This is a genomic window from Paenibacillus sp. FSL H7-0357 (assembly GCF_000758525.1).
In the GTDB taxonomy this organism is placed as follows: Bacteria; Bacillota; Bacilli; order Paenibacillales; family Paenibacillaceae; genus Paenibacillus_AQ.
The window spans coordinates 1,326,748-1,349,509 of record NZ_CP009241.1 but is presented as its reverse complement, the minus strand read 5'-3'; the positions used below and the strand labels follow the sequence as shown (position 1 = coordinate 1,349,509).

Genomic DNA, 22,762 nt, shown 5'->3' with positions numbered 1-22,762 from the left:
GAACTGCTAGTACTGACGGAGGGAAATAGGGAAAGGTTGCAGGAACTACCAGAGTACTAAGACAACTTTAGGCACAAGAAAAAACGCCACTTAGCTGCCTTAGCAGCCAAGTGGCGCAATTCGGAATGTTTTATCCGCTTGTCTAGATTAAATCCGACCGTTGCAGCAACCGCTGAATCATTGCGGCAACTTCGGCTCTTGTGATAGATGCCTGCGGATCTAATCGTGTAGAAGTTCTGCCGGAAACAATTCCGGCGGCAACACTATCTGCAGCACTGCTCACTGCCCATTTCGAAACGCTGCCTGCATCCGTAAAGGAACTTAGCAGCTCAGAAGCCTCTTTATTCTGGAGCTTATCTTTCAACGCGGTGATTTCCATTGCTTTTGCAATCATCGTCATTGCTTGTTCACGGGTGATCTTGTCCAGCGGACGGAAGTTGCCGTCTTCAAACCCGTTAATTAGTTTGTAGGCATACGCTGTCTGCACTGAACTGCTGTACCAATCCGAAGCCTTCACATCCGAGAAAGCACCCGTACCGTTCTCCAGTTTCAGACCTAACCCCCGTACAACGATTGCGGCGAATTCGGCCCGCGTAATCTCTGCAGCAGGATTAAACGCTCCGTTCCCAACGCCGTCAATAATCATGCGTGAGCCCATGTTGTTGACGATATCTTTTGCCCAATGACCGTCCATATCCTTGAATTCCAGCGGATGCCAGATAATCGAGTAGGTGCTGTTGGTCAAGCTATTGACGATGGCAAAATATTGTTGATCAATCTTAGCCACTTTTGTCGGCACATGTCTCACCGATCCGTCCGGCTCAACCACAACCCCGGTTGTAATTCTGTTCGGGTCCACTCCATCCGGAAGAGCAATCATCCGCTCTACATAAGCGTTGAACTTCGTTATTTCAACCGTGGTATCCCCGTATTGAGCCCGGATTACAAAATTAAGTGGTGGAGCAGCAAGCGTAAACTCCCCTGCAGCCGCCGAATTCTCCACTATTCTCAGCGTATCCGCTGTCGGCTTAGCGATCTCAATTTGAATTTTGATATCTTCAAGGGCAACTGATGCTCCAAGCTGTGTTGAAATAGACTCAATGTTGATTTGCGCCGCAGGAAGTGTGTAAGTGGCATTTCCGCTTTTAAACTCAAGCACCGCCTGCTTTTGTTCCATGCTTTTGATCATTTGGCCGCTTAACTCGCCTATGACAATATTAGAACTGCTGATCACCGGAATCGTTATCAGAGCTCCTTGGCCTTCGGCTGCCAGCCTTTCTTCCAGCTTCTTCTGATCAATTATGACAGTTGTAACACTCTGCCCGTTCACGATGGAGGTTGTTGCTGTTCCTGCTCTTTCCACCTTGCCATTAACAAAAACATCAACACCGTCGTTTGTCACTGGAGTCGTGATTACAGGCGGGGTCTCATTCCCTCCTCCACCAGATGGCACGGATGGCGCGATTGGCGTAACTTCGTTCGATAGAGCGGATGAGGCACTGCTGCCTGCGCCGTTAATCGCTTTTACCGTAAAAGTATAGGCCGTGCCGTTTGTCAGTCCTGTAATTGTAATGGGACCCGTTGTTCCAACCCCCACAATGTTGCCCGGCGAAGCCGTAACCTCATAACCGGTAATTGTACTGCCTCCGGTCTCTGCCGGGGCCGTAAAGCTTACCACCGCTTGTCCATTTCCGGCTACTGCGGTTATATCCGTTGGCGCGCCAGGGACCGTTTTTGGAGTAGCATTCAATTCGTTCGAAGCCGCGCTATCCCCTACTTCATTGGCTGCTTTGACCACAAAATAATAGGCTGTTCCATTATTCAATCCTGCCGCCTTATAGCTGTATACCGAACCGCTGACTGTAGCTATTTCATTGCCATATTCAGAGGAAGAAAGTCTCTGGAATATCTTGTATCCTATTGAACCCGTAACCGGACTCCAGATCAGGTTAATCTCGCCATTACCGGCAAAAGCGGATTGCAGGAACGGCACTCCCGGGATAGGCACCGACGTATCGGTTACTGTAATAACAAGTGTCTGCACTGCGCCCGCTGTAAAGTTGAACGTTAAGCTCGTCGTGCCTTCTGCCAGCGTAGCCAAGTAATCCTTCTGGAGGGTTACTGTGTTGCCTGACACGGTGTAATCACTTCCTGCGGCAAGATATGCCACACCGTTTGAGATGCTGGTGAGATTATTGCCATTCAGCATCATCGTTATTACAACATCCGCCTGTTTACCCGTATTCTTGTCGAAGCTTGCAGTCTTCGGACTGATTGAACTGTTATTGGCTGTTGAAATCGTGTAGCTCTCACTCAACACGGTGCTGTCCGTCATCCCCGGTTTCACCGCAATGGCCTTAATCGTCTTCGCGCTCGTCAGGGTGATCGGTCCATTGTAGAGCGTGCTGCTGCTGCTTGGCGTTGTGCCATCCGTTGTGTAGTAAATCAACGCACCGCTAGTGGCGCTGCTAAGCGTTACCTCCGTGCCGGACGCTACCTCGCCTCCGGCTGGATTTGCTGTCGGCGCTGCAACCTGCTGCGCCGTAATGGTGTAGCTCTCGCTCAGTACCGAGCTATCCGTCATCCCCGGTTTCACCGCGATGGCCTTAATCGTCTTCGCGCTCGTCAGCGTAATCGCTCCACTGTAGAGCGTACTGCTGCTGGTTGGCGTTGTGCCATCCGTCGTATAGTAGATCACCGCGCCGCTAGTGGCGCTGCTCAGTGTTACTGCCGTGCCGGACGCTACCTCGCCTCCGGCTGGATTTGCTGTCGGCGCTGCAACCTGCTGCGCCGTAATGGTGTAGCTCTCACTCAACACGGTGCTGTCCGTCATCCCCGGTTTCACCGCAATGGCCTTAATCGTCTTCGCGCTCGTCAGGGTGATCGGTCCATTGTAGAGCGTGCTGCTGCTGCTTGGCGTTGTGCCATCCGTTGTGTAGTAAATCAACGCACCGCTAGTGGCGCTGCTAAGCGTTACCTCCGTGCCGGACGCTACCTCGCCTCCGGCTGGATTTGCTGTCGGCGCTGCAACCTGCTGCGCCGTAATGGTGTAGCTCTCGCTCAGTACCGAGCTATCCGTCATCCCCGGTTTCACCGCGATGGCCTTAATCGTCTTCGCGCTCGTCAGCGTAATCGCTCCACTGTAGAGCGTACTGCTGCTGGTTGGCGTTGTGCCATCCGTCGTATAGTAGATCACCGCGCCGCTAGTGGCGCTGCTCAGTGTTACTGCCGTGCCGGACGCTACCTCGCCTCCGGCTGGATTTGCTGTCGGCGCTGCAACCTGCTGCGCCGTAATGGTATAGCTCTCGCTCAGCACCGCGCTGTCTGTCATCCCCGGTTTCACCGCGATGGCCTTAATCGTCTTCGCGCTCGTTAGCGTAATTGCTCCATTGTATAGCGTACTGCTGATGGTTGGCGTTGTGCCATCCGTCGTGTAGTAGATCACCGCGCCGCTGGTGGCGCTGCTCAGTGTTACTGCCGTGCCGGACGCTACCTCGCCTCCGGCTGGGCTGGCTGTTGGCGCGTCCACTTGCACCATGATCGTGTAGCTCTCGCTCAGCACCGTGCTGTCTGTCATCCCCGGTTTCACGGCGATCGCTTTAATCGTCTTCGCGCTCGTCAGGGTGATCGCTCCATTGTAGAGCGTACTGCTGATGGTTGGCGTTGTGCCATCCGTCGTGTAGTAGATCAACGCGCCGCTAGTGGCGCTGCTCAATGTCACCGCCGTGCCCGACGCAACCTCGCCTCCGGCTGGATTTGCTGTCGGCGCTGCAACCTGCGCCATAATGGTGTAACTCTCACTCAGCACCGAGCTGTCCGTCATCCCTGGTTTCACCGCGATGGCTTTAATCGTCTTCGCGCTCGTTAGCGTAATCGCTCCGCTGTAGAGCGTACTGCTGCTGGTTGGCGTTGTGCCATCCGTCGTGTAGTAGATCAACGCTCCACTGGTGGCGCTGCTCAGCGTCACCTCCGTGCCCGACGCCACTGCGCCTCCGGCTGGGCTGGCTGTTGGCGCGTCCACTTGCGCCATGATCGTGTAGCTCTCACTCAGCACCGTGCTGTCTGTCATCCCCGGTTTCACCGCGATGGCTTTAATCGTCTTCGCGCTCGTCAGGGTGATCGCTCCGCTGTAGAGTGTACTGCTGCTGGTTGGCGTTGTGCCATCCGTCGTGTAGTAGATCACCGCGCCGCTAGTGGCGCTGCTCAATGTCACCGCCGTGCCCGACGCAACCTCGCCTCCGGCTGGATTTGCTGTCGGCGCTGCAACCTGCGCCATAATGGTGTAGCTCTCACTCAGCACCGAGCTGTCCGTCATCCCCGGTTTCACCGCGATGGCCTTAATCGTCTTCGCGCTCGTCAGGGTGATCGCTCCGCTGTAGAGCGTACTGCTGCTGGTTGGCGTTGTGCCATCCGTCGTGTAGTAGATCACCGCGCCGCTGGTGGCGCTGCTCAGTGTTACTGCCGTGCCGGACGCTACCTCGCCTCCAGCTGGGCTGGCTGTTGGCGCGTCTACTTGCGCCATGATCGTGTAGCTCTCGCTCAGCACCGCGCTGTCTGTCATCCCCGGTTTCACCGCGATGGCCTTAATCGTCTTCGCGCTCGTTAGCGTAATCGCTCCGCTATAAAGCGTACTGCTGATGGTTGGCGTTGTGCCATCCGTCGTGTAGTAGATCACCGCGCCGCTGGTGGCGCTGCTCAACGTCACCGCCGTGCCGGACGCTACCTCGCCTCCGGCTGGGCTGGCTGTTGGCGCGTCCACTTGCGCCATAATGGTGTAGCCCTCGCTCAGCACCGAGCTGTCTGTCATCCCCGGTTTCACCGCGATGGCTTTAATTGTCTTCGCGCTCGTTAGCGTAATCGCTCCACTGTAGAGCGTACTGCTGCTGGTTGGCGTTGTGCCATCCGCTGTATAGTAGATCACTGCGCCGCTAGTTGCGCTGCTCAATGTCACCGCCGTGCCGGACGCAACCTCGCCTCCGGCTGGATTTGCTGTCGGCGCGTCCACTTGCGCCATGATCGTGTAGCTCTCGCTCAGCACCGTGCTGTCCGTCATCCCCGGTTTCACCGCGATGGCTTTAATTGTCTTCGCGCTCGTTAGCGTAATCGCTCCACTGTAGAGCGTACTGCTGATGGTTGGCGTTGTGCCATCCGTCGTGTAGTAGATCACCGCGCCGCTGGTGGCGCTGCTCAACGTCACCGCCGTGCCGGACGCTACCTCGCCTCTGGCTGGGCTGGCTGTTGGCGCGTCTACTTGCGCCATGATCGTGTAGCTCTCGCTCAGCACCGAGCTGTCTGTCATCCCCGGTTTCACCGCGATGGCTTTAATCGTCGTCGCGCTCGTTAGCGTAATCGCTCCGCTGTAGAGCGTACTGCTGCTGGTTGGCGTTGTGCCATCCGTCGTGTAGTAGATCACCGCGCCGCTAGTGGCGCTGCTCAATGTCACCGCCGTGCCCGACGCAACCTCGCCTCCGGCTGGGCTGGCTGTTGGCGCGTCTACTTGCGCCATGATCGTGTAGCTCTCGCTCAGCACCGAGCTGTCTGTCATCCCCGGTTTCACCGCGATGGCTTTAATTGTCTTCGCGCTCGTTAGCGTAATCGCTCCACTGTAGAGCGTACTGCTGATGGTTGGCGTTGTGCCATCCGTCGTGTAGTAGATCACCGCGCCGCTGGTGGCGCTGCTCAACGTCACCGCCGTGCCGGACGCTACCTCGCCTCCGGCTGGGCTGGCTGTTGGCGCGTCTACTTGCGCCATAATCGTGTAACTCTCGCTCAGCACCGCGCTGTCCGTCATCCCCGGTTTCACCGCGATGGCTTTAATCGTCTTCGCGCTCGTCAGGGTGATCGCTCCGCTGTAGAGCGTACTGCTGCTGGTTGGCGTTGTGCCATCCGTCGTATAGTAGATCACCGCGCCGCTAGTGGCGCTGCTCAATGTCACCGCCGTGCCCGACGCCACTGCGCCTCCGGCTCCGGTTGGGTTCGCTGTTGGCGCATCCACTTGCGCTAGGGATCCGGTTGCCGACATCACTAATTGCGAATTCCCGGAGATAACAATTCCACCATTCAGCTCCATCAGGGCATAAATCGCATTGATATCAATGTCCGACAAATCAACTCCAGCATCCTGCCAGGTAGAGCCCTGGTCTCCTGTGTAGTAAATCCCCGGAACATTGTTGCTGTCGATTGCTACCATATAAATATTGTTTCCCTTTTGTCCCATCATCGTAGAAGCCCCATAGAAACTATAAGTACCAGTTAAAGTTGGGGCGCTCCATGCCGAGAGGTCCACACTCGTGCGGGAGAATACTTCATAGGTTGTTGAATTATACCCGGTCAGGACATATTTACTTCCGTCATAAACAATATTATTAAAAGCTTCTGTGTGATTAGGATAAGCACTGGAGTGATTTACCCAGGTGTCCCCATCCGTTGAGGTCCAGATACTTGCCTGGTCTACATTGCCGCTGCTGTCATAGCCATAGCCTAAAGCAATAAATTGATTATTATCATAGGTTACGGTATATAGGGCATCAATGGATTGCACAGGCAGCACGGGCTCATTCCAGACCACCCCGTCAACCGACGTTTTTATTTTGGGCACCGAACCGGAGCCTGCCCCAACTGCAACAAATTTCCCGTTGCCAAAAGCGATGTCCGTCAAAGATGTGGAATCATTTATACTGCTCCGCACAGTCCACGCTGAACCATCGGTTGAGGTGGCCAGTGCTGCTGTCGTTTGACTCACATCGCCGATAGCCACGTATTTGTTGTTGCCATATGCTGCGGCTGTAAAGGTTCCTGTTCTTGAGGGTAAAGCGGCTTTACTCCAGGAGGTCAAATCACCCGAAGTCCATATGGCCCCATCTCCACCCTCTTTGCCAACAGCGACATATTGGGATCCGTCATGGATAACTTCATAAAAAGCTCCCCCCCATTTATAGCTCCAATCCGAGCCGTTAGGGGATACCATCATTCCTTCATTTCCCAGACGGAAATACTTTCCGTTCACGAACATCGAGCTCTGAGTCACAAAATAATTCTTAAACGGCTGCATCGTCCACGTAGTTCCGTTCGTCGAGGTATACACAGCACCATAATTAGGAGCTTCATAGCCGAACAAGTAGTATTTCGTGCCATCATAAAATCCATTAAACATCTGATTATTATATTGAGAGGAATTCTGCTTAAAGGGGGAACCCAGCAAAGTGAAAGTTGAGAGGTCTGTAGAGGTCCAAATATATGCCAAAGGATCTGAAATATAATAGCGGTCCTTCATCCATGTGATCATGTTTGTACCGATAGATGGTCCTGAAGGGCCTGACGGCTGTGCTACAGTCCAGGTTGTGCCATTTGTAGTGGAATATATTTTCCCGTTCCCGGCGCCAATAGCCAGTCTGGATCCATTATTTCCTACCGTTATTCTCGTTACATAATCGCTAGAAGCAAGGCCAGTAGGGACGACTGAGGTCCAAGTAATTCCGTCTGCCGACGTTAAATATTTCCCCTCTGTTGTGGCGTAGAATGCACTGTTCCCGTTAAATTGAAGAAACTCAACATTCCCTATCCCCTTGCTCACATTGGAGGTACGCTGCGTCCATGTTGTGCCGTCGGGTGAGGTCAGAATGACTCCCGCGCTCCCGCCTACGACGAATAATCCGTTTCCATAGGCTACCCCGTTAAAAGTGAATGAGCTCGGATCTGCCACTCCAGTGTAGGTGATGTCTGCTTTTGTTTTTACGTTCACCCAGGTCTCTGCATCCGCAGATTTAATAATCGCCCCGTAGTAACCTACTGCGATATACGTATTATTGCCATAGGCAAGATCCGACATTGCACTGGATGGTAAATTGTCGTAGCTTTTCAGCGTAAAAGAATCCGGTGCCGGATTAGCAGCATTTACAGCCTGCGGGTGAAACAAGAACAGCGTTAAAACTCCAAGCAACATCGTTCCAACAGAAAAATAACTCAAACCTCTTTTCATCATTAGCTGCCTCCATTATGTGATCTCGTCTATGAAACTGACAATTTTGTGAACAAACTTAATATCCCATAATTCGACATCCTACGCCTAAATCCTCTAAAAATTAATCATTTAAAAAATAAATAAAAAAGCAGCTATTTGGACAACTCCGCATAGTTACTTTTGAGTTATTTCGTTCTACTATTCAACTCTTATTTAGCATCTCAGGAAAAAATCGCCTGCTTACGCAACCATAACCCACCAGCACGCATCTTAATAGTAAAGGGAGGGGAGCTTCATCTGGATATTATAGAAAGAATTATTGCTAGGGATGAGTCGGCTCTCCGCCTGTTGATGGAGCTTTATGGTGATATGCTGCTCAGAACCGCCTGCCTGCTGCTTAAAGACCAGCAATCTGCCGAAGAAGCCGTGCAGGATACCTTCATTCAGGCTTACGCCAAAATGGCCCAGCTTCAGGATCCGCAGCGGTTAAAGGCCTGGCTGGTTTCCATTGTTGTCAACCGCTGCCGGATGAAGCAGCGGACGTGGAGCTGGCGGAGCATTTTTCCTGCGGCAGAGAGCGGACAATGGATGGAAGAGTCCGGTGCCTCCGCTGGAGCGGAAGAACATTTTATGGTGGAATGGCATCATGTGCGGTTGGTTGAAGCCGTCCGAAGCCTGGATTACATCTATCGTGAAAGTCTGACCTTGTACTATTTCCATGAAATGAGCATCCGCGAAATATCCGCGGAGCTGAATACAGCGGAGAATACGGTTAAATCCCGTCTGGCCAGAGGCCGGATGCTGCTTAAGCAGACTTTGGAGAAGGAGGGCATTTCCTATGAATACGGATCGTGAACAAATCAAACAGCGGCTTGATGAGGAGCTCCGTCCCGTCACTTTCACAGGTCATGAACAGGTACTGCGGCAAACCCACCCTCCTACGGGCCGGGCCCGTCTGCTGGCACTGTGGAACAAGGAGCTGGAAATTCCGCTCAAAGCTGTTGGCGCATTCACGGCAATCCTCGTAACAGGAGCACTGCTGTTATATTCACCGCATACCGGTACTGAAACCCAGCAAGCAGTTCAGCAGCCGGGACAACGTGAATTAATCAAAGCCGGAGGCAATATGTACTGGAAAGACATCTATGAGCGGGCGGTGAAACGGTATGAAAATTAAATTAAAGGTCAAACACCTGGTGCTGTTTGTGCTGCTGCCCCTCTCTCTGTTGGCTATAGTAGCTGTTGTACTGCCTTTCTCACGATCCGGAACAGGAACCCCCGCCTTAACGGCTTCCACAGCCAAGGATGATCGAATAAAACTTCTCAGTACTCTAAATGGCAGCACCGGCAGCAAACGGATGGAGCTGATCCGCACAAAGATCATTGAACCCGGCAATCTAGATACTTCGTACAGCTTCAATGTGTATATCGGAGCTTCGATGACTCAGTCATCACAAAGTGAAAACGAAGAAACTCATTCCCCTCTGCTGCCCGGAGACAGGATCAAATTCCTGCAGGAGTATATTATGCAAGGCCCTGCTGACTATTCTATGCTGAATGCGGTCAAGCAGCTGCTCTATGAGTACGACGTGATTGGCACAATGGATGATGAGGCTGACCAGGCACTGGCAGCTGCGGTGGAGCGGATTAGCAGCCCCTCTTCCTTGGCAAAGGAACTAACGCTGATCCGGGCAGAACGGGCACTGAACAGCGGTAATTTCACAGCGGCGGACGACCTGCTGAAACAAGCGGATTCCCCTGTCCAGAACAACGATCTGGAAATGGATGCCCGTACGGCCTGGCTTGGCGGACGACTGCTTTTTGCCCAGGGGAAAAGCCGTGAGGCATTAACTCTGGTTACAACCGCGCTGGAACAATACCGGGTGGGATGGAAAGAACTGAAAAAGGAATATGGCGGGGACGAACTACAGTCAATCCATTCAGGAGAAAGCGGCAATGGCAGCAGCGCTGAAGCCTTCGAGCAGGGAACTACTGACAGCGACATCAGACTTATTGCCCTCCGGACGGCACTGCAATCTGCTCTAGATATGGGTATCCATACACCGGCGACCCTACAGGGTACACTCTCCAAAAGCGATGGAACCCCGGTGTCGCGGGCCGGCATCTTTCTCCGTGCAGAAAGTGAGGTCCATCATAGTGTTATGCGCAATACCGAACCCTATCAAATCGTTACTGATGAGAGCGGACATTATCAATTCAGCGGGGTCATTCCCGGCTTCTATCAGCTTCAGATCGGCGTCAGCTTTGCCCAGATCGACGGTTGGGCCTGGCCTGTACAGTCTGATGACTGGATTGAAATCAAGCCGGGGGACGATTTAACCGAAAATATCGTTCTGCAGCCGCTGCTTGAACTGAAATCTCCTGTCAATTCACAAGTGGTTACCGGTTCCTCCGTTAAATTTGAATGGGAGCCGGTCAAAACTGCAGCATATTACAACCTGAGCGGCACCGTTAATATAGAAGACGGCTCATTCACTACCATAGTTCGGCAGAACATTAAGGACAACAAGGTATCCATCCCGGCGGAAGAGTTATACGATGCCGGCGGCTTCTCGATCAGCGGCGGTGCAGATGACTGGAAAACTATTGAACCGTCCTCCCTGCTTGGGTTCGCAGACCCTGAAGGCCGGTTCTCGTGGACCATCGATGCTTTTGATGAGCAAGGCAAGCTGCTCACCCGCAGCAACGGCTACCGGCTGAACGATGATACCGTGGGCAATCTGCCTTTCTTCTATTACAAGTCGCGTACACTTACTGCCGCAGACAAGCTTGTTAAGGACAAGAAGCTCGAACAGGCACTGCAGGCCTATCGCCGGGACTACGCCGCAAATCCGCAGGATGCCCATGCCCTGAAAATGCTGACTCATCTCCTGACAGCCAAAGCCTCCTATGCAAAAGATAAACAAGCGGAGGATGCGACAATCCCCTTGTTAATCCAGCTCGTTCAGCTGCGTCCGGATGCCAATTTTACCTTTTCACTTGTAGATCATTACTTTGACCACGCCGACTGGGTGAACTATAACAAATATTACTCCATGTATAATGAGCTTATTCAGGAAAAACCAAGCTCTTATGAGATGGCCATCCATGCCACCGCACTTATGTTTCAGGGGCAATTGGCAGAGGCCCGTAAGCAGTTCGCCGTTGCGCTGGAGGAAGACCTCAGCCACCGCTTTATCGGCAGCTATCTGGCGGCGGAACTAGCCGCCGGCCAGCCGCTCACCTCCGTGCTGGAGCTAGCGAAACGTTATCCTGAGCACGGATACCGAACAAGCGGATACCGCTGGCCTCTGCTGATCTTGAAGCTTCAATCTGAGCGGGAAAAACAGCCGGAGGTTTTTGACAAACTGCTGCAAGAGAAGCTTGCTTCTTATGCCGCAGGGGAATCGGAGGCATTGCAACAATGGACTACGGAGGGGGAGCCTTCAGCACTGAAAAACTTCATGAAGGCCGTACTTGAAGTTAGTTAAGGGGCACTTTTCCCGGAGACAAGTAAAGGGATAGAATCGGGTAGTTGAACAACCCGTTTCTATCCCCTTTTGTTTTACTTCAGTTCATCCAGTGCGGCTTTATTTACTACATATGTTCCGGCAAGAAATTATTCGCCAATATATTCAATTTTCCTCCAGCAGCGTCCCGATGGCTTTCCGCAGATTCACAATCTCCGCCATCAGTTCCCGGTTCTCTTCCTCTGTCTCCAGGGCATCGCTCCGCATAAGCCGGGCCAGGCTCATCTCCAGCAACTGCAATTCTCCTTCACGCGTCTGCTCCTCAGGAGTCAGCACCCGGCCGCGTTCCTTTGCAGTATATTCCTCATAAGTGCCCGGGAAGAACTGCGGTCTCCGCCCATGCTCCAGCAGCAGCAGCCGGTTGGCGACCTTAGTGTGCAGATAACGGTCATGGGAGACGATAACCAGCCCGCCCGGATAGGCCGCAAGTGCCTCTTCCACCCGTTCCCGGGTGTCGATATCCAGGTAATTGGTCGGTTCATCCAGCACCAGCAGATTGCCTCTGCCGAAGTAGAGCCTGAGGAACGCGACCCGGCATTTCTCGCCCATACTAAGGTCGCCAATGTGCTTAAAGACATCTTCCCGGGGGAATAAAAAGCAGCCCAGAATCGTCCGCGCCTCCGTCTGCGTCATCCCCGGCAATTCCAGCAGGCTGTCAAGTAAGGTTGATTCAGGATCGAGGTGATCCAGCTCTTGAGCAAAATACCCGATTTGAGTACGCGGATGTTGGGTCACTTCACCGCCGGAGGGCTGTGTAACTCCTGCGATCAGCTTCAGCAGCGTGGACTTCCCGGCACCGTTCGGTCCCAGAACGGCAAGCCGGTCGCCCCGCCGCAAGGAGAGATTGAAGTCCTCCAGCAGCGCCGGGTTGTCTCCATAGGCACAGCGGATATTGTGTAAGCTCAGCAGCGCATCTCCCTGGAAAGCTTCACTCTCCAGCTTCATGCTCAGCTTGGGTGCTGCTTTCGGCAGCTCCACGCGGTTTTTCTCCAGCCTTGCCAGGCTGGCCTCCTTGGCATGAAGGCGGGAAACATTTTTCTTCGATTTCGAGCGCAGGAAATCGTTCTGTCCGGCGGCGCGGTGCGCCTGCTGGAACCATTCCGCGTAACGGCGGATACTCTCCAGCAATTGCTCTTTCTCCTGCTCCTGCTTTTTGTATTTCCCTTCAAGCGTGCGGGCCTCCAGCGCTTTCTGCTCGCGGTATTCCCTATAGGCGCCAGGATAACGGCGGCAGCCCTGTGGAGTCAGCTCCAGCACAGCAGTAGCTGTCCGGTCAATGAAAGTACGGTCATGGGAAACGTACAATACCGTACCGGGATAGCTCCGTACCCATTCCTCCAGCCACTCCATCGTCTCATTGTCCAGATGATTCGTCGGCTCATCCAGGACCAGCAGCTTGGGCTGCCGGGCGAGCAGCGCAGCGAGCTGAACCCGTGTCTTCTGGCCGCCGCTGAGCAGGCGGTACGGCTGGCCCCATAGCGCAGGATCAAGCTTCAGCTGTCTGAGGCATTTCTCCACCTTGGCTTCCCAGCCATAGCCGTCCAACTGCAGATAGCTCTCATAGATTTCTCCATATTTGGCCACCGCCTCCGCATCGGCACCTTCCGTATCCTGAAGCTGCTTGCCCAGTGTCTCCAGCCTGCCTTTAAGCGCAGCTAGCTCTTTCCAGCCGGAGAAAACATACTCCAGCACGGACATTTCAACTGAAATCTCCAGCTGCTGGTCCAGCACACCCCATTCCTCCGCGGGCAACCCGTAAGAGACACTGCCCTCCTCAAAGGCCAGACGGCCGAGCAGTCCTTGCAGCAGCGTCGTCTTGCCGATCCCGTTGCGCCCGAATAACAGCACGCGTTCCCCTTCTGTGATTTCAAACGACACACCTTCAAATAGGGCAATGCCATTCCACTCTTTGCGTATATTTTTGGCTTTTATTAAGGTCTTGGTCATGTTCATTCCTCCGCTTCATCAAATACCGAAACTAAAAAAACCGCAGCCAGCGGCCTGCGGTAGAGTTGTGTATGAAGGGGGAGAGATGCCAGGAAACAGTGGTGCGGACGAAGCCTCCCCCTGTTTAATTGAAGGGCAAGCCGTCAACACCAGCTTCTATCCTCTATTAGCATCGTATAGGCCCCGAACGACACACGTATCCCTGACCGTACACCCTACAAGGGCGTCCCGTGGCTTGTGCATAAGCACATCACAAGTTAACTGGTCTGTTGCTGGGAAACGTGTTAGTTATTCATCAGTCGGGTGAACCTCCGTAATTGTCCGAATTTATTATTGGTTACAGTATATAAAGCCTGCCCACGATAAGCAAGGTCAAGAATAATTATAGTTAAGAGCTACCTGTGATCAGCATCAACTCCGAGTGGGATCTCCTCATAGGAAATCATAGCAGTCTCAGTCTCGCAGGGTCATAGCTCTTTTTGCATTGCGATCCCTACAAGCTTCTCGCCATCCGGTTTGACCAGCACCTTACTTCCGCAGGGGCTGAACCCCTGCTTGCAATAGAACAGCAGCGCTCTTGTATTCGTATTGTGGCAGTATAACTTCATCGTCCGGACTCCAAGCTCCTGCTTGGCGATGTCCATCATGGTTTGGATCAGGTAAGCCGCAGCCCCTGTGCCCCGGTAGCTTGGACTTACAATCACATTGCCCAGCCAAATCGTATGGCTCTTCTCATCCTTATCATAAAGATTGGCATAGGCAAGCGGCTCCGGCGCATCCCCGGATACAATGACTGTCGGACTATATCTGTTCTCCAGCCTCTTCAGGATTTGCTCCGCTGTCAGCGGATACCGGAATTTCGGGCTTACACAAAAAACTTCTTCGGCGTTCTGGACAAACGCACAGATCGATTCCAGATCCTCCTGTGCTAAAGCCCGGCTGGTCAAATTCAGCATCATACGGCTCACTCCTCACTCAGTTGTTTTCCTTGTATCCTCAGACTGAAAGAATCCGCCAGATCACTATTTTTGCCGGAGCATCCAGTCAGCTTATATTCAATCTTCTTATCGGTGACCTCTTTACTGATTCCTTTGCAGACACTGGTCCTGACTTTACCTTTTGCGTACTCATCGTGGGTATTGTCATATTTAAATTTCACCGTTTCTCCATTATAGGCAAGATCAATATAGATCGGGTCTGCTTCCTCCGTGTACTGTGTAACCCTGACCTTATCGGAGTGGTTCTCCTCTATATTGCCAAGAAACTCATCCAGTCGCTCTGCATTGGTAATCATCCCATGAAGGTCTACAACATCCCCGCGTTCCGCAGCTTCGTCAGGATCATAGGAACGGCTGCAGGCCAGCAGCATAGCTGTGCAGATTATAACATAAAGGGTTGTAAACAAAGCTTTCATCGAAAACCTCCTTTTGCACTTACCTACCTATAACTTCAATATTTATCCTGTAAATCCTGCTCTATTCCCGATGAAGCGAACAACGTCGCAACTACGGGGAATATTTGGACTTCCGGCCGCTGCTGTCTTCGAATTTCTTGATTTTAACCACAATTAGCGGTAGAAATCCGAAGACAAAGGCGGACACTACCGTTCCTCCAGTTCCAAAATTCCCCTTCGCTGCTCCTTTCCCTTATCTCAAGTTTTCAAGTTGAATCTATATATATGTTAAAAAGACCACAGCCGGATGCCCTCCCGTCTGCGGTCATACAATTACGATGAACGTTACATTAGTCCGCGAAAGTCACTGTCTGCTCTTTCGGCTTCCAGGTGAACTGCAATCCGAATAGCCCGGTGACATTGTCCAGCGGAATGAGCAGCCTGCTGCTCTCCAGCCGTGAAGCTGTTATTGCAACCACTTTTCCATTAACTACCGCTTGAGCAGTCTGAGGTTTATGAATCACGGTGCGATCCCCGACGGTAATAATAAGTGCACCGGTCCCTGGCTGAAGTTTCAATGTTCCGCCCCAGAGGGCGACGGATTCTCTGAGAGGTATAAAGACTTTGGAGTCCTCCACTACAAAAGGATCCTCTAGCTTTACACTTTCACCGTGAATGATGAACGTCCCGGCGAACACTTTATGGCCGAGTGTATAACCTGCTTTGGTAGCAATGGTTTCCATATCCGATGAGGAGGACGTAATAATAACGGTTGTATTCTTGGCCACCCGCGGATACAGCCAGTGGATATCGTCATTATGCATCCGGATGCAGCCGGCGCTGACATATTTGCCGATGGAGGATTCATTATTGTTGCCGTGAATGGCATAGGTTGTGCCCATCGTGCCGTTCACTTTCAGTCCGAGCCAGCGGTCACCGAGCGGATTGGCCGGATCTCCGCCGGGAATTTTCTCCTTGTAGTAAGGTCTGTTCTTGACCTTGACCACAATCGGAAAGCTGCCTTCAGGGGTCAGGCTTTTCGTTTTGCCCGTTGCAACCGGAAAAATCTTCTCCAGCTTGCCGCCGCTGAAATAACCAAGTTTGTTTGTCTTCTTGTTGACAATGATCAGCTCTGACGACGCTGCCTTTGCTGCCGCCGCTCCGGTAAAGCAAGCCGTAAACAGCAGCACAAACATTAGCGCCAGCTTGAGACTGCGTGCCCAATAAGCCTTGCACCAGCCGGCCGTATCATGCAGATTCATGTTGCCCCACCTCCAGGTTATGGGTGATTATGGTAACTCATCTACATAGACGAAATCAGAGTTCATTAGTTGCACCGCTGCCTGTACCTATTCGTTCTTGTTTGTCCCATACTCCCGAAAACTGAATTTGCATGAATATTCCGCCGACCCCTCAGAGATAATAAATCCGCAAGTTCAAACTCAAACGCCCAAGGAGGCAAATCACTTTGAATTCAAACCTTTCCAGCCAGATCAGTCATTGCGAACAAATCATTCAACAGCTTGTGAGCCAGACACAGCAAGCCAGCCAGAATTATCAGCAGCTTCTCCAGCAGGAGCAGCAGAATGCGGTAAGACTGGAAGAACTGGCCCAACGTGAGCACAAGGCGAGTCAAATTATTCAAAATGCGCTGCAGGGCCATAACACAGCCATTCAGCAGCTGCAGCAGGTTACACAGACGCTTAGACAGCTTGAGCAGTCCTCTCAATTTGCCGGAAATACTACAGGCGCTCAAAGCTTTAACCCGTCCTTCAACCCATCCTTTAACCCTTCCTATGGTCAACAGCAGCCTATGCATTCGGTGCATACCCCGCTGAACCCGTCGTTCAATCCGATGCCATCACATACCGGTTCTCCTACCGGCCAAAACTATGGCTCATTGATGAATCAAGGACGGAACTTTCAATAGGACTTGCTTATCTTTCGAAAAGGCTGTCTCCGGCAGATTATTCTGCTTGAGACAGCCTTTTGTGCTTATCCATACGGCAAATCGGCTGTTGACCATAGCTTCACACTACCAGTCTCCCTCTTTTCTCAGCCAGACTGATGGTGGCCTCCACCCCGGAATTGAACTCCAGAAAGTCGCTTTCAACTCCATCGCTGAAAATGACTCCGTCCTCCGGCATCTGCGAGGTAATCCGCAGCGGCTGCTGAGCGCCGATCTGCCCGAAGACAACTCCGGCGGAGGTCGTACGGCTGGGGAAAGGTTCCCGCACCGTGAAATAAAGATGCGGATGATCCCAGGCCAGCCGCTGCCCGGAACCGGCCAAGCCAAGTACTGCCTCCGCTTCCGCATCCACTTGCAGCCCGGCTGCGCTGCGGACAATGCCCGTCGCTCCGGCGAGGACGCTCTTGAGCCAGCCGGTCGAACCCATCCCGGTGGAGACAATGATGCCGCTGGAGGACTGCTGCTCGGTTACATCATTCAGTTGAAGCTGGTAACGTGCAGACACATGGGTTTTGCGGCCGATGAACAAATCATTGACACCGTACAGGCTCTGGCCGTCATTAAGCTCCGCCCGGGCAAGGGTCACTTCGCGCACCTGGCGCTGGCCCCGGAACACCTCAGGCAGAAGGAGCCGCAGATCCTTGACGGTGAACGGCAGCAGCACTCCATCCCAGCGCAGCGGATCGGGATTAACACCAATCAACGGCTGCTCCCGCAAGTATTTCAGTGTATTGGCTACAAGTCCGTCCTGCCCAAGCACAACCACTGTATCCTCATCACCGAAGATGAAATTCGGGACATGCTGCCGCTCCAGCAGCTGAACTCTGCCTATGGCGCTCAGCTCAATCACTGCCGTCTCCACCGCCTTGCGGTAATGATGATCCTCGCTGATATAGTCGCTGAAATCCGCACCCAGCCGCTCAATATAGAACTGGGCCTGCTGGATCGTATTGTAGCGGACCACCAGCTCTTCCAGCCGTGTTTTGCGTTTGATCAGAATGATTTTATTCTCGGACATCCGGCCGCTCATCGCCCTCCCGCTCCTCTCGCCGCACCTGCCCCGTTTCCGGCCGATCCGGCCATAATTCCCTGCAGAAGATCCGGCGTAATGTTCAGCTGGCCGATCTTCCCGGCATTCTCAGCCAGCTCCTGGAAGGCGATGGCGATCAGCTTATCCGGCTTCATGCCGACATTGGTCAGTGCCTGCAGCACATTTGGCGATACCCCCTGCAGCGAATTCATCACCGCCGACAGCTCGTAGGCTTTGGCATCCGCTTCCGCTCTTTGGTTGGCCACAGTGAGTTCGATCAGCTCCTGCTTCTTCTCTTCCAGTGCGGTATCGAAGCTGAGCTGCTCTTCCTTCATTTCGTTCTGCTTTTGCTTTACTGAACGCTCTGCATCCAGCTGGGTCTCACGGATCTGCTTCTTCTTCGTCTCAACAGCAATCTCCGTATTCAGCTCGTTTTCCTTCACCCGCCGCTCCTGCTCAATGGAGGCATTGCGCCGTTCATACAGCGCATTGTCTGCGCTGCGGAGAATTTCTTCTCTGGCCTGCGCCTCCAGTGCACGAAGGGTCTCCTTGTTCGGAACAATCGCCAGAATCGACAGCCCCATCAGCTCGATCCCCAGCTTCTCAATTTCCGCGTTCCGTTCAATCTCCCCGGTAATGGTCTTGGCCAGACGTTCGCTTGACTGGATGGCTTCCCGCAGGGGCAGCTGCTCCAGCTGCTTCTTGGTCAGCACCTTGGCGATGTTGATGACCCGCTGGGCCAGCTTGCCGGGATCATCGGACAGGTACGTGTTCTTTTTCAAATTGTAGGTATAATTGAGAATTTGTGTGGTCTTGCGGTAATCGACGATCCGGTAGGTCAGCTGGCCCTGGACGGTCACCGTCTGGTAATCGCTCGTAATCTCTTCGAACATAAACGGGACATCAATCGAGGATACCGGCACTACAACAACCGACGTAGTCGGCACGTAATAATGAAAAGAAAGACCGATGCCTTCACGGACGACTTTGCCGTTCTTCACCTTGAGTACATAATCACTGGGCTGGAATTTCACGAATCGGAATCCGAACATGGACAAAACCTCCTGGTTTATGTTATTAACATTTTGTTATTAACAACAGTTTAGCATGAATATTTGATATTATCAAGTTGTTAATAACACACTGCAACTAATTTTTTTTGAAGCAACGCAACTACTTCTTCCCATCCGGGAGCAACAGATTTGTACAAAATGAAAGGACAGTTTGAATTTTGTCCATTGAGTAAAGAACGGGTTTCCTTTAAGATTGGTTTCTAACGAGAATGATTATCATTATTGTTAATCGTTATATATTTCTGGGGAGGCAAGATTCTATGAAAAAGGCAAGACAACCCTTCGCCGCGTTATGTGTCATCTTCGTGATGAGCACTCTTCTGCTCGCGTGCGGAAACTCTGAGGAACCACCTGCCGGCAATGCTGCGGCTAGCTCTGCTGGCAGCAATACCGCCGCGAGCGCATCACCTGCTCCGGAGGCATCCGACGCTGACACTGGTGAAGCTGCAGCAAAAACCCGCTCGTATACAGATTACAAAGGCCATACTATGGAGATTCCGGTTACACCGAAACGTGTAGTTTACTCCGGAGAAACCTATGGTGACTTACTGGCATTGGGTGTGCAAGCAGTCGGTTATCCGCTTTCGATGGGCGATGGCCAGGTGTTCGAAGACCAGTTGAAGGGTGTCGAGGATGTAGGATTCCCGATTAACCTGGAGAAGACTTTGTCGCTTCAACCCGACTTGATCATCTATGCAGGAACGGACGAAGCGGATTTCGAGGCATTGTCCAAAATTGCACCCACTGTAATCTTCGATACTTTCGCCCCGCTGCAGGAACGGATGGCGGAAATCGGCGGACTTCTTGATAAATCGGCTGAAGCGGAAGCCTGGCTGGCCCAGTACAAGTCAAAGGAAACCGCCATGTGGGAGCAATTGAAAAGCGACGGTCTGATGAAAGAGGGAGAAACCGCAGCTGTCTTCACCTATTATCCCGGTGACCGGCTGTTCGTAATGGCCACCACCGGACTTTCGCAGGTGCTGTATGGTGAGAATGGCTTCAAGCCAACCCCCGCGATCCAGAAGGTGCTTGACGAAGGTATGGGATTCCAGGAAGTATCTATGGAGGCGATTGAACAATATTCCGGAGACCGGATTTTCCTGCTGACTCCTGTTGCCGATGAAGCCAAGCAATCCACAGAAGCAATGCTGAAAAGTCAGGTGTGGAAGAGTCTTCCCGCTGTCAAGAACGGCTATGTCTACACACAAGACATTATGAAGACATCAAGCGATGCAACTACCCGTGAATGGCTGCTGGGAGAAATCCCTAAATTGCTGAATAATAAATAATCCATCCCTTTCTTAGGGTCCCGGTGTTTAAACGGAGACATATCTGACACGAAGAAGCTTGTCAACGCCAGTTGATAAGCTTCTTTGTTTTATATACAATGTATTTATTGATAATCATTCTCACTATTGAAGGGAGACCGTACCTTGCAGCATCCCTCATTGCCACCTCTCCCTCTTCGCTCGCTATTGTTTCAGCTGTCCAACGCCGAACTGATTATTCAGCCTGCCGACTCCTGCCCAGTACAGCAGACACCACTCTGTCATACGCTTCTTGTCTTTACGGGCGGCAGCGGAGTGCTGCATATTGACGGCCAGATTGCGCCGCTGAGTGCCGATAAGTGTTACCTGTTGTCTCCCGGAACCTCCTATAGCGCGGACAATCCGGAGATGACTCTGTATTATTACCTTATCTCTTTTACAGCCATTCATGCGGCCGAACGTCCGGAGCGTTATGCCGGGAAGTTGCTGCCGGGCAGACGGGAATTAATCGTTCATCCGTTCACCAGAGTCATCCGTCTGGCGGAAGAACTGGTGATGAAGGAAAACAGCGGCGACGATGTGCAGCACTACAAGCAGCAATTGAAATTTCAGGAACTGCTGCTGCTGCTCTTCGAGCACAATTATCCTTCCGGACAGCTGCCAAGTCCTGCGGAATCCGTGGAAAGAACTGTGGATTATATGCAGAAGCACTATATGGAGAGCATCACGGTGAAGCAGCTGGCAGAACTTGCAGGCATCTCGCTCTGGCAGTATACTCCGCTCTTCCAAAAGCTTACCGGCTCAAAACCGCTCGATTATCTGACCGAGCTGCGCATTCACCATTCGAAGCAATTTTTACTGGACTCCGCTGAACCCCTGCGGGAAATCGCCCGGCAGGTTGGCTTCTCTGATGAATATTATTTCAGCCGCCGCTTCCGCCAGAAGACCGGGGTCACCCCTGGACAATACGCCTATACGCAGCGCCGGAAGCCGACGGTCAAGGATTGGACCGGCCATCAGGTGGAGATCCCTGAACGGCCACGACGTATTGTCTATCACGGAGAAACGCTGGGCGATCTGCTCGCGCTGGGCGTGAAGCCTGTCGGCGGAGATGAGGCTTTTGCGCGGAACAGCGTTTATAAGCACCGGCTCAAGAAGCTGGCCAATGTCGGTTTTCCGCTGGACCCGCAGCTGACTGCCTCATTAAATCCCGATCTGATTATTTTCGCCAACGCGGATGAGCGGGCTTACCGGGTCGTCTCAAGCATAGCTCCGGCACTGACCTTCGATTCTTTCGCACCTCTCGAACAGCGGATGCGGATACTGGGAAGCTGGCTGGGCAAGCAGCGTGAAGCCGAGGCTTGGCTGGCATCCTTCCATGCCAAAAACGCCGCCATGTGGCAGCGTCTTTACGAGGAAACACTCCAGCCCGGAGAGACGGCCTCCGCGCTGATATACGACCACGGAAACCATCTGTTCGCCATGGGAAGGACCGGGCTTTCCAGTGCCCTATATGCCCCTGGCGGCCTGCAGCCGCCTGAGGTGATCCGGGGCATTCTGGATCAAGAGCTCGGATTCGCCGAGGTCGATCCGGCGCAGCTGCATACCTATGCGGGAGACCGGATCTTCATGCTCATTCCGGAGCGCAAGGACTCGCGGGAGGCCATGGAGCAGCTGATGCGGAGCCCGCTCTGGAACAGCCTTCCCGCCGTGCAGAAAGGCCAAGTCTATCTGCTAGAGAACGCGAAATGGAACTCTGCAGACGCGTTAACCCGGGAGAAGCTGCTCAATCTGCTGCCCAAGCTGCTAGGCGGTCAGCCGGTATGAACGAAGGAGCTGCCTACATTCAGTTCACTTTCCCCATAGATCCAGAATCGAACGGACTTCCTGCAGCCGCCCGGGATCAATCGGCCGCAGCGGATCGCCGTCTTCTCTTACCGCGGACCCGAAATGCACCCGTTCCACAGCTGTTTCACCCAGAAACTCCCTCAGGCCAGAAGCTTTGAGGCCGCTTCCGGCCAGAATGGAGACGGATTTCGCGGAGGATAAACGCTCAAGCACCGCAATCCTTTCCGCGCCTTCGGGCGCAGTCCGCTGCCCTCCGGAGGTCAGAATATCCGTCACCTGAGGGTAGCGTGACAGAACCTCCAGGGCTTCGAGCTGATCTGCAGCCTCATCAAAGGCCCGGTGGAAGGTCACCTCCATGCCGTCTGCAGCCTGAAGCAGCTGCTTGAGCAGCTCTTCATCCACCGTCCGGTCGCGGCGGAGCATTCCCATGACCACCGACAGCCCTCCTATGGCGGCAATATGGCGGATGTCTCGCAGCATCGTCTCCGCATCCGCCTTATCATAACGGAATGACCGGGCATGCGGCCGCACCATGACTCTGACCGGGATGCCCACGGCTTCGCGCACGCCTTCCATCAGCCCCAGGCTGGGAGTCAGTCCCCCCTCCAGGATGCCTGAAATCAGCTCAATCCGGTCTGCTCCATGCCGTTCGGCAAGGACGGCATCATTTACGGTCGTTGCAATGACCTCTAACAGCATTGCTCCACTTCCTCTCCTTGATTATATTCATCCATGCCTTTTATC

At 53.0% G+C, this 22,762-nt stretch carries 14 protein-coding genes; 6 read left to right on the top strand and 8 right to left on the bottom strand.

Translation table 11 applies throughout. From position 1 onward, the window contains the following. Positions 1 to 142: 142 nt before the first annotated feature. On the bottom strand, positions 143 to 7,981 hold the full coding sequence (locus H70357_RS05930) for a chitobiase/beta-hexosaminidase C-terminal domain-containing protein (RefSeq protein WP_038586885.1): 7,839 nt from the start codon (positions 7,979 to 7,981) through the stop codon (positions 143 to 145). A gap of 159 nt (positions 7,982 to 8,140) precedes the next feature. Between H70357_RS05930 and H70357_RS05925 the strand changes: the two genes are divergently transcribed. From H70357_RS05925 to H70357_RS05915, 3 genes are read left to right on the top strand one after another with little or no spacing between them, the layout of a single operon-like run. Beyond that, positions 8,141 to 8,815, top strand: a complete 675-nt coding sequence (locus H70357_RS05925) for an RNA polymerase sigma factor (RefSeq protein WP_379144298.1) — start codon at positions 8,141 to 8,143, stop codon at positions 8,813 to 8,815. Next, positions 8,799 to 9,137 carry a hypothetical protein gene (locus H70357_RS05920; RefSeq protein WP_038586882.1) on the top strand — a complete coding sequence of 113 codons (339 nt, stop codon included), beginning with the start codon at positions 8,799 to 8,801 and terminating at the stop codon, positions 9,135 to 9,137. The genes H70357_RS05925 and H70357_RS05920 overlap by 17 nt, the downstream gene beginning before the upstream one ends. Beyond that, the gene (locus H70357_RS05915; protein WP_038586880.1) at positions 9,127 to 11,451 is read left to right on the top strand and encodes a carboxypeptidase-like regulatory domain-containing protein; all 2,325 of its coding nucleotides are present in this window, start codon (positions 9,127 to 9,129) and stop codon (positions 11,449 to 11,451) included. The genes H70357_RS05920 and H70357_RS05915 overlap by 11 nt, the downstream gene beginning before the upstream one ends. A 144-nt stretch (positions 11,452 to 11,595) precedes the next feature. Here the strand turns inward: H70357_RS05915 and abc-f are convergent, their stop codons facing one another. The 4 genes from abc-f to H70357_RS05895 all read right to left on the bottom strand — a co-directional run bounded on the left by abc-f (position 11,596) and on the right by H70357_RS05895 (position 16,092). Next, positions 11,596 to 13,437, bottom strand: a complete 1,842-nt coding sequence (abc-f, locus tag H70357_RS05910; protein WP_038586877.1) for a ribosomal protection-like ABC-F family protein — start codon at positions 13,435 to 13,437, stop codon at positions 11,596 to 11,598. A gap of 467 nt (positions 13,438 to 13,904) precedes the next feature. Further along, positions 13,905 to 14,396: a GNAT family N-acetyltransferase gene (locus tag H70357_RS05905; RefSeq protein WP_231578380.1), complete on the bottom strand. Its 492-nt coding sequence runs from the start codon at positions 14,394 to 14,396 to the stop codon at positions 13,905 to 13,907. Between the two features lie 5 nt (positions 14,397 to 14,401). Continuing rightward, complete coding sequence (locus H70357_RS05900; RefSeq protein ID WP_038586874.1) at positions 14,402 to 14,851, bottom strand: DUF4362 domain-containing protein; 450 nt, start codon at positions 14,849 to 14,851, stop codon at positions 14,402 to 14,404. Between the two features lie 329 nt (positions 14,852 to 15,180). After that, positions 15,181 to 16,092, bottom strand: a complete 912-nt coding sequence (locus tag H70357_RS05895) for a L,D-transpeptidase family protein (protein WP_038586871.1) — start codon at positions 16,090 to 16,092, stop codon at positions 15,181 to 15,183. A 206-nt stretch (positions 16,093 to 16,298) separates the two neighbouring features. Here H70357_RS05895 and H70357_RS36490 point away from each other — a divergent pair, with 206 nt between their 5' ends. After that, entirely contained in the window at positions 16,299 to 16,760 is a 462-nt protein-coding gene (locus H70357_RS36490; RefSeq protein ID WP_063848017.1) for a hypothetical protein, read from the top strand. 100 nt (positions 16,761 to 16,860) lie between these two features. Here the strand turns inward: H70357_RS36490 and H70357_RS05885 are convergent, their stop codons facing one another. Both H70357_RS05885 and H70357_RS05880 read right to left on the bottom strand, forming a co-directional pair. Then, positions 16,861 to 17,829 (bottom strand): diacylglycerol kinase catalytic domain-containing protein, encoded by a 969-nt coding sequence (locus tag H70357_RS05885; RefSeq protein WP_038586868.1) that lies wholly within the window; start codon positions 17,827 to 17,829, stop codon positions 16,861 to 16,863. After that, positions 17,826 to 18,881 (bottom strand): SPFH domain-containing protein, encoded by a 1,056-nt coding sequence (locus H70357_RS05880; RefSeq protein ID WP_038586865.1) that lies wholly within the window; start codon positions 18,879 to 18,881, stop codon positions 17,826 to 17,828. Before H70357_RS05880 ends, H70357_RS05885 begins: the two co-directional genes overlap by 4 nt. 281 nt (positions 18,882 to 19,162) lie before the next feature. Between H70357_RS05880 and H70357_RS05875 the strand changes: the two genes are divergently transcribed. Further along, on the top strand, positions 19,163 to 20,191 hold the full coding sequence (locus tag H70357_RS05875; protein ID WP_038586862.1) for an ABC transporter substrate-binding protein: 1,029 nt from the start codon (positions 19,163 to 19,165) through the stop codon (positions 20,189 to 20,191). A gap of 144 nt (positions 20,192 to 20,335) precedes the next feature. Next, positions 20,336 to 21,997, top strand: a complete 1,662-nt coding sequence (locus tag H70357_RS05870; RefSeq protein WP_052091850.1) for an AraC family transcriptional regulator — start codon at positions 20,336 to 20,338, stop codon at positions 21,995 to 21,997. 24 nt (positions 21,998 to 22,021) lie between these two features. Here the strand turns inward: H70357_RS05870 and H70357_RS05865 are convergent, their stop codons facing one another. Further along, entirely contained in the window at positions 22,022 to 22,717 is a 696-nt protein-coding gene (locus H70357_RS05865; RefSeq protein WP_038586860.1) for a copper homeostasis protein CutC, read from the bottom strand. Positions 22,718 to 22,762: the final 45 nt, after the last annotated feature.